The sequence below is a fragment of the Dactylosporangium sp. NPDC051484 genome, from assembly GCF_040689395.1.
Taxonomy (GTDB): Bacteria; Actinomycetota; Actinomycetes; order Mycobacteriales; family Micromonosporaceae; genus Dactylosporangium.
Genome location: NZ_JBFAZX010000004.1, coordinates 95,062 through 106,668 on the forward strand (window position 1 = coordinate 95,062; position 11,607 = coordinate 106,668).

Below are 11,607 nucleotides of genomic sequence, written 5' to 3' on the forward strand. Positions count from 1 at the left end.
GCCCCCTATTGCCTGCGTGGTGTACCTGCCTGCTGTTCTATCGCCGGCGCCGGCGGGCACGCGCGCCGATGCGCCCGAAAGCGGCGTTGAACACCTTCGGGAACTTTTCCGGCGTTTCACGAGTAGCATGGCTACACGTGCCGTGCCTACATGTTGGTTCTAGAGGTCGGCCGACGGCGCGACGTACTGCGCCAGCACCATCAGCAGCACGATGAACACGAACCCGCCGTAGACGAGCCGGCGCCGCCGGATGTTCTCGTATGCGTGCCACCACGCGATCGTCGCCTCCGCCGCCGGCCCGGCCACGAACCGGCCGGCCCGGACCCGCCGCGGCACCACCATCGGCGCCAGCCGCACCGCCGTGCTCACGTAGATCCGCCGCGTCGGCGGCTCCTCGTCCCGCTCCGCCGTGACGGTGATCTGCAGGTCGTCGTCGTCCCGCTCATCGTCGTCGCGCTCGCCGAGCCAGAAGCGCTCCGACCGCCGCCGGAACACCCGCCCGAGGAAGTCGTCGGCGGCCCGCGCCTGCCCGAGCCAGGTGCGCCGCCACTCCAGCCACGGCCAGCGGGTCGCCACGTCCGTGAGCACGTCGACGTAGATCTGGTCGGCGTCCTCCTCGCCCCCCACGACCCGCACCGAGTCGCGCCGCAGCGGCTCCAGATGCTGGGTGACGAAGGCGACGTACCCGGCCGGCGGCTCCGACGTCATCCGCATCACACCAACACGCATAGACCACATCGTCGCTCCCCGCGCTCCGTAACGCCAGGGTCACAACGGCCGCGGCCCCGGTAGGGCGAGCGAAGCGAGCATGGGGTCGAGCACGGGGTGTGGAGTGGCGCCCCCCACCGATGATCGAGCGGGGCAAGGGTCAGGCCGGCCACACCCTAGGATCGCCCCGTGGGCTCTGCTTTACCCGTAGGCCGGGAGATCCTCATCCCCGGCGAGCTGTCGGTCGCCATCGACGAGGGTGGCATCCGCACGGCCGGCGGCATGCTGCCCGCACTGCTGTACACCACCGAAGGACTTGAGCGGCACGGCCAGCGCGAGATGGTCTTCGCCGTCGCCCGCACCGGAGCACCCGCGCCCGGGTTCCCGCTCACCATGGCCCGCACCGTGCACCGCTTCGCCGCCGAAGGCCGCCTCGTCGACGCCGGCGACGTGAGCGTCTTCGGCCGCCCCGGCGTCGACGTCGACGAGCGCGTCACCGGCTTCGTCTACGCCGACCCGCCCGCCGCCCTGCCGTCCACGGTCCAGCTGCCGCGCCCGCCGCTGATCGCCCTGCCGCTGCTGGGCGGCGAGACGGCCGTCGTGCAGCGCTACGGCCACGCCCGGGTCCTCGCGCTGCTCGGCGCGCAGGAGCGCTACTACCCGCACCCGTGGTGGTTCCGGCCCGGCCGCGCCCCGGTCCTCGACGACGCCGAGTTCCGCGAGGCCACCATGCTGTCCCGGGCGCCCGCCTACAACCTGCCGTTCCTGAGCGTCGTCCACGACGGCGATCGGCTCGAGCTGTCGGTGCCCGCCGAGGAACTGCCGTCGCTGCGGGACGCGATGCGGGAGGCGCCCGACGTGTGCGCGTACCTGCCGGGGCTCGCCGGCACCCCGAAGACCTACGTGTGGGCGCCCGGCCAGTCCGGCCCCGCCGCGATCGTCGCCCCGGGCGGCGAGCGGGCCACCCGGCTCGCCTGCAACTTCCTGCTCATCGTGCGCGGCGCGGCGGGCCCGCCGGGCACCGGCGCGGACCGCCAGGCGCCGACCGCCCGCCAGGTCGAGGACGGTTTCGCGGTACTGCTGACCGGCGCCATGTACGCCCGCCTGCTGCAGGCCGTCGAGGGCGGCCGCCCCGTGGAGATCGGCCTGCCCGGCGGCGCCGTGCGCGCGCTCGCGTTCCGGGTCGCCGACGCCGCCGGCGGCGCCGCGGCCCCGCCCGAGCCCGGCCCGGACGCCGTCAACGCCCTGCCGCCGGACCTGATCAACGGTGTGCCGGCGGCCACCACGATGGCCGCCGGCGACCTGCGCGGCACCGCCCGCCCGGCGCAGGGCGGCGCCCAGGACCCCGGCCGCGGCCGCATCGTGCTGCTCACCAGCGAGGAGCAGTTGCGCCAGGCCACCACCCCGGCCGAGCTCAGCGACTTCCTCGACCGCACCCGCCGCGTCGTCGAGCGGCTCTTCGCCGGCGTGCGCCACCACACGGAGGAGCTCATGGTGGAGTTCCGCCTGGCCCCGAATCGCCCCGTCGCGGTGCGCATCATGGCCCGCCCGGAGGCACCGCCCCGCGAGCTGCAGGTCGTCCTGGAGCGGCAGCTGCAGGCGCTGGCACCCCCGACGATCCGCTACACCGAGGTCGCCTTCCAGCTGCACCTGCCGGTCGGCTGACCCGCGGATCGGCGCTCGCTACACGACGTCGGTAAGCCGGACGATCATCTTGCCCAGGTTCGCGCCGCGCAGCATGCCCAGGAACGCCTCCACCGCGTTGCCGATGCCGTCGGCGAACGTCTCCGTGACCCGCATCCGGCCCTCCCGCAGCCAGCCGGTCATCTCCTCGGTGAACGCCTCCCGCCGCGCCCCGTGGTCCAGGACCAGGAAGCCCTGCATGGTTAGCCGCTTGCTGATGAGCAGGCTCAGGTTGCGGATACCGGTGGAGTCCGGGGTGTTGTACTGCGAGATCGCCCCGCACACCGCGATCCGCCCGTGCACGTTCATCCGGAACAGCGCCGCCTCCAGCTGCTCGCCGCCCACGTTGTCGAAGTAGACGTCGATGCCGTCGGGCGCGAGCCGCGTGAGCTGGCCGCGGATGTCCGCGTCGCGGTAGTTGAAGGCGGCGTCGAAGCCGAGCTCCTCGGTGAGATACCGCACCTTCTCCGGCGACCCGGCCGACCCGATGACCAGCCGGGCGCCGCGCAGCCGGGCGATCTGCCCCGCCAGGCCGCCCACGGCGCCGGCCGCACCGGAGACGAACACCGTCTCGTCCGGGCGCATCCGGGCGACGTCGAGCAGCCCGGCATACGCGGTGAGCCCCGGCATGCCGAGCACCCCCAGATATGCCGAGGCCGGCGCCGCCGCGGTGTCCACGACCCGCACCCGCTCGGCGTCCAGCAGCGCGTACTCCCGCCACCCGAGGCCATGCAGAACGGTGTCGCCGGCCTTCACGGCCGGGCTCTGCGAGGCCACGACGGTGCCGACGGCGCCACCGTCCAGCGCCGCGCCGAGCTGGAACGGCGGCACGTAGGAGGGCACGTCGTTCATCCGGCCGCGCATCGCCGGGTCGACGGACATGACGTCGTTGCGGACCAGCACCTGGCCCGGTCCCGGCTGTGCGGCCGGCTCCTCCCGGAGCTCGAAGTCGGTCTCCGACGGGAATCCGGTCGGCCGGGCGGCGAGATACCAGACCCGGTTCACCAGGGTCGAGTCCATGCCCGTCACCGTAGCGCGCGATTGAGCGGTGCGCGATCCGAGCCGCGCGCTCGCCAGGCGGCGGGCGGACCCCATGGGGGCATACCGGCGGGCATACTCGTCGGATGCGCCCCGATGTCGTCGCGAGGTATGCGCTCTGGTCCTCCTCCGCCGCGCCCGTGCTGCTGATCGGGGGCTGGACGCTGGCCGCCGCGCTGCAGCCCGGGCCGTCCGTCCAGCACGAGGGCTACGACTCGCTGCGCGACACGATCAGCGCCCTGGCCGGATACGGCGCCGCCCACCGCTGGGTGATGACCCTCGCCCTGCTCGGCGTCGGTGTGTGCCACCTCGCCACCGCCCGCGGGCTGCGGCCCTTCGCCACGCCCGCCCGGGTCATGCTCGGCGCCGGCGGCGCCGCCACCATCCTCGCCGCCGCGTTCCCGCTTCCGGCCTCCGGCGCCTCCGGCGCGCACCAGAGCGCGGCCACGGTCGCGTTCGTCTGCCTGGCGCTGTGGCCGGCCCTGTGGCGCCACGCCGGCGGCAGAACCGCCCGGCCCCCGGTCTCCGTCATGGTGCCCGCCACGCTCGTCCTGGCGGCGCTCCTGCTCGGCTTCGCCGCCGCAGTCGGCACCGGCGTCCTGGTCGGCCTGGCCGAGCGGCTCGCGGCCGGCGCCCAAGCGGTCTGGCCTCTCGTCACGGTCCTGCTGCTGCGCCGCTCCCGCGCCACCGTCATCAGGGTGTGACCCGCCCACCCGATGATGCCCCGGTCACCGTCCGTCGAGGGTCGCCAGCTTGTCCGGGTTGGCCACCAGGAAGATCCCCGCGATGCGACCGCCGGCCGCCGAGACCGCCAGGGTGTACCGGTTGCGGCCCTCCACCAGCAGCGCCGGGGCGCCGTTGAGGTGCACGGGCGCGGCGGTGAACGGCCGGCCCAGGATCGCGGTGAAGAACCGGACCACCTTCGCCCGGCCCCGGACCGGGTTGCGGGCCGCCCGCGCCCGGCCGCCGCCGTCGCTCCACGCCACCACGTCGTGGTGCAACAGCCGCTCCAGCCGCTCCACGTCGCCGAGCCGGGCCGCCGCCACGAAGCCGTCGATCAGCCGGGCCAGCTCCGCCGGGTCGGTGCTGAAGCGGGCCCGCCCGGCCAGGGCCTCGCTCGCCCGGTGGTGCAGCTGCCGGCAGTCGCCGGGGGAGCGCTCCAGCGTGCCGGCGATCTCGGCGTAGGGCAGGCCGAACGCCGTGTGCAGCACGTACACGGCCCGCTGGGGCGGGGTGAGCCGCTCCATCAGGTGCAGTACGGCGATCGACAGGTCGGAGGTGTCCACCGCGCCGAACGGCGACGGCTCCGTCGACACCGGCTCGGGCAGCCAGGTGCCGACGTACTCCTCGCGCCGCGCCTGCCGGTCCCGCAGCGCGTCCACGGCGAGCCGCGCCACCACCCGCGTGAGGTAGCGGCGCGGCTCGGCCACGCCGGAGCGGTCCGCCGCCGTCCACCGCAGGTACGCCTCCTGCAGCACGTCGTCGGCGTCGTGGACGCTGCCCAGCATCCGGTACGCCAGCCCGTACAGCATCGCCCGGTGCGCCTGAAAATCCTGGTGCGCCTGAGTGCTGCGGGCGGAGGTGACGGTCATGCCGACGGCGGCTGCGTCCGCGTCGAGACGGCGATCCGGTTCCACACGTTGATGGTCGCAATCGCCATGAGCAGGTTCACGACCCCTTCCTCGCCGTAGTGCTCGACCGCCGCGTCCCAGACCTCGTCCGGCACCCCTCGCTCGCCCAGCCGGGTGACCACGTCGGTCAGCTCGAGCGCCGCCCGCTCCCGCTCGTCGAAGAACGGCGCCTCCCGCCACGCCGACACCGCGAACAGCTTGCGGCCGTCCATCCCGTCGGCGAGGCTCTCGGTGCTGTGCATGTCGACGCAGAACGCGCACCCGTTGAGCATCGACGCGCGCAGCTTGATCAGGTGCAGCAGGTGCCCGTCGACGTTCGCGCGGACGTACTTCTCCATCCCCGACACGGCCTGGTAGGCGGCCGGGCTGATCTGACTGATGCTGGTGCGCTGTGCGGTGTGAGTCATACGGTCACGACGGGCAGCCGCGGCCGCGATGTGACAGCCGCCGGTGTGGGCTGCGCCACCATCGGCCGAAACACGCTGGTCGAAGCGGCCGGCCGTAGGGTGCATGGGTGACCTCCACCACCTGGCGCCACCTGCCGCCCGCCGCCCGCGCGATCGCCGTCGCCTCGGCCGAGGCCGTCGAGGCCGCCCGCGCCCGCGACGCGGAGGCCTACCCGGACGCCGTCGAGCGCCTCGCCGCCCTCGACCCGGAGCGGACCGGCCGCGTCCTCGGCGCCGTCGTGCGGGCCCTGCTGGAGGAGCTCCACCCGGACGGCCTGGACGGCGACGACGTCCGGGCCGCGCTCGAGCACGCGGTGCGCGCCGCCGGTGCCTGGCAGGACGTCGACCCGCAAGTCATGGTGCTGCTGCTGGTGGGCGCGCTCGGCATCCACGAGGAGGACGAGGAGGCGCCCGTCACGCCGCGCGCGCTGGCGGCCCACGCCCCGCTGCTCATCGCGGACCTGCTGCAGACCCGGAGCCTTTCGGTGTACCTGGAGAGCGCCTTCGCCGAGATTCAGCGCGGCGAGGTCCACGACGGCTGATCCGCGACGCCGGCCCCGTCATGTGCCGGGTGGCGCCGTCAGCGGTAGCCGCCGCGGAAGCCATCCCGGAAGCGGCGGAAGAAGCCGCCCTCCTGCGGCAGCGCCGGTGCGGCCGGGGGCGCCGTGGCCCGCTGCCGGGCGATCGGCCGGTCGTAGTCCGTCCGCGCGATCGCGTCCACGACCTGCGCCTCGGTGAACTGCTCCGACCCCTCGATCATCGGCACGAACCCGACGAGGATCCCGTCCCGCATCACCTGCGCTTCGAGCCCCGCGGTGCCGTCGGTGTCCCAGACGGCGACCCGCCCGTCGAACAGTGCCACCCGCACGCCGAACTCCGACAGCCCGGCCTTCGCCATCTCCAGGTGCGCCGGCACGCCGCGCTCACGGAGTGCGTCGACGACCCTGCGCGCCTCGAACTCGTCCATCCCGGAACGTTAGCGCCAAACCCTGTGAGCTGCCTGAACGTCGCACGGGAGCAGCATGGGGCGCTCCTTCGAGAGCTCCGGCGGCCCGCGACCGCCACCCCGCCCGCGCCGCGAACGCGGGCCCGTGACGCGCGTCGCTTTCGCAGTCGGCTTGGCAGCAATGGGGGAGTGAACGCGGCTGGCGGCCCAATACCGTCATTTCCGGGCCGCGAACCACCGCGGGCGGCCGACAGCGACGACCCGACAGCGATTTGGAGCACAGCCCGATATGAGCGACGACTACACGCCCTTCAGCACCGACCTCGACGGCGACGGGGTGCAGGACCAGGCGGCGATCTACACCCTCGACGACGGCAGCAACGTGCTCGTCGGCGACATCGACCACGACGGCCACGCCGACATCGTCGCCCTCGACAGCAACGGCGACGGCGTCTACGAGCAGATGTACGACATCAACACCGGCGTCACCACCGACCTCACGGACCCTGACTACGGCTCCGACGACTACGGCACCGCCGACTACGACGGCTCCGGCGGCAACCTCGACGGCGACATCTCCTCCGCAGGGGCCGGTGGCGGCGGCTACACGGACGCCGGCGCCATCTCCGACATGCTGGCGATGCAGCACGAGACCTCAATGTCGATCATCAACAACATTTAGTTCAGCCCACGCTGACCCCCGGCCACGCTGACCCCGGCCACTCTGAACCCGGCCATGACGAGACGGGCGGGCGCCACCGCGACCGGCGGCGCCCGCCCGGCAAGCCGTCCCGGGCAGCCGGTATACATGATCCCGATGGCACCGTTCGGCCCGCTGCTCGTCGCCGACCTCGTCGGCATCACCGTCTTCGCCGCCTCGGGCGCGACCGCCGCGGTGGCCAAGCGCCTCGACCTCTTCGGCGTGATCTTCGTCGGCTTCATCGCCGCGCTCGGCGGCGGGATCATGCGTGACCTCTTCGTCAACGTCCAGCCGTTCGCGTTCGTCGACTGGCGGTACTCCGTCGTGGCCGTCCTCACCGCGGCCGCGACGTTCTGGCTGCACCCCGCCGTCAACCGGTTGCGCTGGACGGTGCTCGTCCTGGACGCCGCAGGCCTCGGCCTGTTCGTGGTCACCGGCACGCTGAAGGCGCTCGACGCCGGTGTGCCCCCGATCGGCGCCTGCATCATCGGCATGATCACCGGGATCGGCGGCGGCCTGGTCCGCGACCTGCTCACCGGCGAGATCCCGACCGTGCTGCGCCGCGAGATCTACGCCGTGGCGGGCCTGGTGGGCTGCGCCTTGGTCGCCACCCTGGACGCGATCCACCTGCAGCGCCCGCTGGGCATCGCGCTGGCCGCCACCCTCACGTTCGCACTGCGTATGGTCGCCATTCGCCGCAACTGGTCCGCGCCGACGGCCTCCTGACCGCCGGGCTCGAACGCGGCGGTCCGGGCGGGACGATTCGGCCGGCATTCCTGACATGAGGTGGCAGGAATGCGCGCGAAGATGGCGCCATGACCGGATTCGCGAGCCTCATCATGGTGAACATCGACTGCGCCGAGCCGCCCGTGCTCGCCGGCTTCTACAGCGAGGTCCTTGGCTGGGAGGTCACCCACAGCCAGGACGAATACGCGATGATCAGCGACGGCAGCACGTCCATCGGCTTCGGGCAGGTGCCCGCGTACGAGGCGCCGACCTGGCCCGAGGGCCCCACACCGAAGCAGTTCCACCTCGACTTCTACGTCGACGACCTGGCCGACGCCGAGGCCCGCGCGCTCAAGCTCGGCGCCACGAAGCCGGAGTTCCAGCCGGGCGGGGACCGGTACACGGTCCTGCTCGACCCGGCCGGCCACCCGTTCTGCGCCTGCCTGAGGAGCTGAAAGCTAAGCAGAAAGCTAGCCTGGCTCTCGCTTCGCTCGAGCATCGGTGGGGGTTCCCACCCCACACCCCCCATGCTCGCTTCGCTCGCACTATTGCGGGCGCTTCGCGCAGTGGTTGCGGTTCGGGGCGTCTTATTTCGTCAGGGTTGAGGAGGAGACGGACGGCGGCTTCGCGCCCAGGAAGAAGATGCCGGGGAAGCCGTCCGTCTCGAAGCCGGCGCTCGGGTTCTTGCGCAGCGTCGAGCCCTCGATCGACATGGTGCCGGTGCGGTTGTTGCTCACGAAGAACACCGCGCCGCCGCCCTCGTTCGCCTTGTTCTGCTCGATCAGCGTGCCCGCGAGGCGGACGGTGAAGTCGTCGCCGTCGCAGTAGATCGCGCCGCCGCTGCCGCCGCCCGCAGTGCCCGACCGCGCCGGGTTGGCGCCTTTGCCGATCGCTGAGTTGTACGAGAACACGCTGTTGAGCACCACCCACGACACCTGGATGCTGCTCAGCGCGCCGCCGTTGGAGCACACGCCGCCCTGGCCGGAGGCGCCGCCGAAGGTGCTGCCGACGATGTAGACGGGCTGGTTGTGGTACTGGCTGAGCACCCGGATCGCGGCGCCGCCCACGTCCGGGCCCGTGTCGTCGCAGCGGTTGCGCACGAACCGCGCGTTGACCGCCTTGAACCGGCCGCCCCGCACGAAGATCGCGCCACCGCCACCGCCCTCGGTCTTGTCGCCGGTCGCGTTGCCGTCGGTGAACGCGATGTTCTGCACCGTCAGCGCGGGGGTCTCCTGGTCCTGGCAGTGGCTGGTCGACCACTCCTGTGCCTTGTCGCAGGTGTTCTGGTACAGAATCCGGCGCTTCCCCTCGCCGCTGAGCGTGACCTTTCCGCCACCGTCGATGACCACTCTGGGTGACCGGTTGCGTACCTTCGCGGTCTCCTTCACCACGATCGTCACCGGGTCCGGCCCGCAGTCGAACGTGATGATCCCGCCCGCGGCGACGGCCGCGACGAACTTCTCCGAGGTGCACCCGGCCGGGCTGCCGTCGCCGACGATCCAGGTCGGATTCGAGGTGTCCACCGCCTGCGCCTCCTGCGGCACGGCGGCGTGCCCGTTGGGGTTGCCGTTCGTGTACGACTGGCCCTTGGTCGTGCCGCCCGAGGACGAGGACGACGGCGCCGAGCCGATGCCGCCCTCTCCGCCCGGTTCGCCCGAGGCGTCCGCCGCCCCCGAGGTCGCGGAGTCGACCGGGCTCGGCAGGTGATCGCCGGGATCGGCCGGCAGGCGCTCCTCGCCGCAGGCCGCCAGCGCGAGCGCGGCCACCACCAGCATGACCCCGAACCGTCGTCGCATTGAGGGATGGTAGCCCGCACGGCCATGTGACAGGAGCGGGACGGCGCGTTGGGCCGGTTACGGTACCCCCATGAGACCGCACCTTGCCGAGCAGCTCGACATGCAGCCGCACCCCGAGGGCGGCTGGTACCGCGAGACCTGGCGTTCCCCTGTGACGTTCGCCCCCGACGGCTACGCGGGCCCGCGCAGCGCCGCCACCGCGATCTACTTCCTGCTGCACCCCGGCGAGGAGTCCGCGTGGCACGTGGTGCGCTCCGACGAGCTGTGGTTCTGGCACTCCGGCGGCCCGCTCGCGCTGCGCCTCGGCGGCTCCGGCGACCGTCCCGGCCCGGGTCCGCAGTTCCTGCTGGGCGCCGATGTGACCGCCGGCCAGCGCCCGCAGGGACTCGTCCCCGGCGGCGTATGGCAGGCCGCCGCCCCGGCCGGCGACGAACCGGTCCTCGTCAGCTGCGTGGTGGCGCCGGGCTTCGACTTCGCCGACTTCCGCCTGGCGAGCGACCCGGCAGATATCGGATAAATCGATCAGCCCTTCGACGACGGTGGCTCGGGCTCGGAAACGTCGGCGACCGTCGCGTCCAGCGCCGTGATGGCGGCGTCCGCCGGCACGGCCAGGGCGACGCCGTGCCGGCCGCCGCCGAGCGAGATCTCGCGGCCCAGGATCCGCTCGTCGGCGATCACCGGCCACGCCGTCGACGACCCGAACGGAGTGATCGTGCCGCGCTCGAAGCCGGTCGCCTCCTTCGCGGTGGCCGCGTCCGGCATCGACATGCGTGTGACGCCGAGCAGGGCTCGCAGCTTCGGCCAGGAGATCACCCGGTCGCCGGGCACGAGCACGAAACGGTAGTCGCCCTCGCTCAGCCGGACCACGATGGTCTTGACCACGTCGGGCACCGCCACGCCGCGCGCCGCGGCCGCCTCGGCCAGGCTGCGCACCGGGCCGTGCTCGACCACCCGGAAGGCAATGCCGCTCGCCGCCACCCCGGCGACGGCCGGATTATCGGAGAAGTCCGAGGGATCGGGCATGCCGGTCACTTCACCAGCGGGCGGACGCGCTCGGCGACGAACCGTACGAAGCCCTCCGGGTCCGGGTCGTCGGGCGTGGGCTGCAGGATCACGCTGTCCGCGCCGGCCTCGGCCCAGCGCGTCACCGCCTCGGCGAACGCGTGCTCGTCACCGGCCACCGATATGTCGAGGTGGGGGTCGGTGTGCCCCCAGCGGGCGCGCTCGGCCGCCATCCGCTCCGCCGCGTCCGGGCCCGTGGCCGCGTGCAGGTAGACGACGACCGGGTGCGCGCCGGTCCGCCCGGCCGCCGAGCGCCCCTGGTCGATCAGGCCACGCGCCCGGCGTACCGTCGCCGGATCCGTGCCGCCGGTGAGCACCGTGCCGTCGGAGACCTCGCCGGACAGGCGAAGGGTCTTGTCGCCCGTCGCGCCGAGCAGGATCGGCGCCGGACCCGGCGGGGGCCAGTCCAGGGCCACGTCGTCGAGGCGCACGTAGCGCCCCTGGGTGGACACCCGCTCGCCGCGCAGCAGCGCCCGCAGCGCCTCCGTGTACTCCCGCAGCAGGGTCAGCGGCGACGCGGCCCGCGCCCCGACCTGCCCCATCCAGTCCTGCACCCCGTGCCCGGCGGCGATGACCGCCCGGCCGGGGAACATCCGCAAGAGCGTCGAGATCTCCATCGCGCTCAGCGCCACGTTGCGCAGCGGCACCGGCAGCAGCCCGACGCCCACCCGCAGCCGCGACGACCACGCGAGGGCCGCGGCCGCGGTGGTCAGCCCGCCCTCCAGGAAGCAGTCCTCCCACAGCCACAGCTCCTCGAGCCCGGCCTCGTCGGCGGCGCGCACGATGTCGCGCAGTCGCTCGGGCGGCAGCTGCGGCAGAAACACGGTACCCAGCGTCGTCATGAGCAGCAGTCTCGCACTACCGCGACCGG

General features: G+C 73.2%; 15 protein-coding genes. 7 read left to right on the forward strand and 8 right to left on the reverse strand.

All coding sequences use genetic code 11. From position 1 onward, the window contains the following. Positions 1 to 159: 159 nt before the first annotated feature. The gene (locus AB0367_RS09160; protein ID WP_366225703.1) at positions 160 to 729 is read right to left on the reverse strand and encodes a hypothetical protein; all 570 of its coding nucleotides are present in this window, start codon (positions 727 to 729) and stop codon (positions 160 to 162) included. A 168-nt stretch (positions 730 to 897) separates the two neighbouring features. On the opposite strand from AB0367_RS09160, the gene AB0367_RS09165 reads away from it, so the two are divergent. After that, positions 898 to 2,373 (forward strand): hypothetical protein, encoded by a 1,476-nt coding sequence (locus tag AB0367_RS09165; protein ID WP_366225704.1) that lies wholly within the window; start codon positions 898 to 900, stop codon positions 2,371 to 2,373. A gap of 18 nt (positions 2,374 to 2,391) precedes the next feature. Here the strand turns inward: AB0367_RS09165 and AB0367_RS09170 are convergent, their stop codons facing one another. Continuing rightward, positions 2,392 to 3,411, reverse strand: coding sequence for an NADP-dependent oxidoreductase (locus AB0367_RS09170; RefSeq protein ID WP_366225705.1), 1,020 nt, complete (start codon positions 3,409 to 3,411; stop codon positions 2,392 to 2,394). A 104-nt stretch (positions 3,412 to 3,515) separates the two neighbouring features. Between AB0367_RS09170 and AB0367_RS09175 the strand changes: the two genes are divergently transcribed. Next, positions 3,516 to 4,133, forward strand: a complete 618-nt coding sequence (locus tag AB0367_RS09175) for a DUF998 domain-containing protein (RefSeq protein ID WP_366225706.1) — start codon at positions 3,516 to 3,518, stop codon at positions 4,131 to 4,133. A 24-nt stretch (positions 4,134 to 4,157) separates the two neighbouring features. On the opposite strand, the gene sigJ is transcribed toward AB0367_RS09175, so the two are convergent. Both sigJ and AB0367_RS09185 read right to left on the reverse strand, forming a co-directional pair. Beyond that, a complete protein-coding gene (gene sigJ / locus AB0367_RS09180) occupies positions 4,158 to 5,066 on the reverse strand; it encodes an RNA polymerase sigma factor SigJ (protein ID WP_366225707.1) in 909 nt (302 codons plus the stop codon). Further along, a complete protein-coding gene (locus tag AB0367_RS09185; RefSeq protein ID WP_366225708.1) occupies positions 5,018 to 5,467 on the reverse strand; it encodes a carboxymuconolactone decarboxylase family protein in 450 nt (149 codons plus the stop codon). The genes sigJ and AB0367_RS09185 overlap by 49 nt, the downstream gene beginning before the upstream one ends. 107 nt (positions 5,468 to 5,574) lie before the next feature. Between AB0367_RS09185 and AB0367_RS09190 the strand changes: the two genes are divergently transcribed. Continuing rightward, the gene (locus AB0367_RS09190) at positions 5,575 to 6,048 is read left to right on the forward strand and encodes a hypothetical protein (protein ID WP_366225709.1); all 474 of its coding nucleotides are present in this window, start codon (positions 5,575 to 5,577) and stop codon (positions 6,046 to 6,048) included. A 38-nt stretch (positions 6,049 to 6,086) separates the two neighbouring features. On the opposite strand, the gene AB0367_RS09195 is transcribed toward AB0367_RS09190, so the two are convergent. Continuing rightward, entirely contained in the window at positions 6,087 to 6,473 is a 387-nt protein-coding gene (locus AB0367_RS09195) for a hypothetical protein (protein ID WP_366225710.1), read from the reverse strand. 268 nt (positions 6,474 to 6,741) lie between these two features. Here AB0367_RS09195 and AB0367_RS09200 point away from each other — a divergent pair, with 268 nt between their 5' ends. From AB0367_RS09200 to AB0367_RS09210, 3 genes are all read left to right on the forward strand, one after another. Further along, positions 6,742 to 7,134 (forward strand): hypothetical protein, encoded by a 393-nt coding sequence (locus AB0367_RS09200; RefSeq protein ID WP_366225711.1) that lies wholly within the window; start codon positions 6,742 to 6,744, stop codon positions 7,132 to 7,134. A gap of 135 nt (positions 7,135 to 7,269) precedes the next feature. Further along, positions 7,270 to 7,878 carry a TRIC cation channel family protein gene (locus tag AB0367_RS09205; RefSeq protein ID WP_366226034.1) on the forward strand — a complete coding sequence of 203 codons (609 nt, stop codon included), beginning with the start codon at positions 7,270 to 7,272 and terminating at the stop codon, positions 7,876 to 7,878. An 89-nt stretch (positions 7,879 to 7,967) separates the two neighbouring features. Beyond that, positions 7,968 to 8,333: a VOC family protein gene (locus tag AB0367_RS09210; RefSeq protein ID WP_366225712.1), complete on the forward strand. Its 366-nt coding sequence runs from the start codon at positions 7,968 to 7,970 to the stop codon at positions 8,331 to 8,333. A 132-nt stretch (positions 8,334 to 8,465) separates the two neighbouring features. Here the strand turns inward: AB0367_RS09210 and AB0367_RS09215 are convergent, their stop codons facing one another. Continuing rightward, positions 8,466 to 9,674, reverse strand: a complete 1,209-nt coding sequence (locus tag AB0367_RS09215) for a hypothetical protein (RefSeq protein WP_366225713.1) — start codon at positions 9,672 to 9,674, stop codon at positions 8,466 to 8,468. A gap of 70 nt (positions 9,675 to 9,744) precedes the next feature. Here AB0367_RS09215 and AB0367_RS09220 point away from each other — a divergent pair, with 70 nt between their 5' ends. Beyond that, positions 9,745 to 10,191, forward strand: coding sequence for a cupin domain-containing protein (locus AB0367_RS09220; RefSeq protein WP_366225714.1), 447 nt, complete (start codon positions 9,745 to 9,747; stop codon positions 10,189 to 10,191). A 5-nt stretch (positions 10,192 to 10,196) separates the two neighbouring features. On the opposite strand, the gene AB0367_RS09225 is transcribed toward AB0367_RS09220, so the two are convergent. Beyond that, complete coding sequence (locus AB0367_RS09225) at positions 10,197 to 10,697, reverse strand: YbaK/EbsC family protein (protein WP_366225715.1); 501 nt, start codon at positions 10,695 to 10,697, stop codon at positions 10,197 to 10,199. A gap of 5 nt (positions 10,698 to 10,702) precedes the next feature. Next, complete coding sequence (locus AB0367_RS09230) at positions 10,703 to 11,578, reverse strand: LLM class flavin-dependent oxidoreductase (protein ID WP_366225716.1); 876 nt, start codon at positions 11,576 to 11,578, stop codon at positions 10,703 to 10,705. Positions 11,579 to 11,607: the final 29 nt, after the last annotated feature.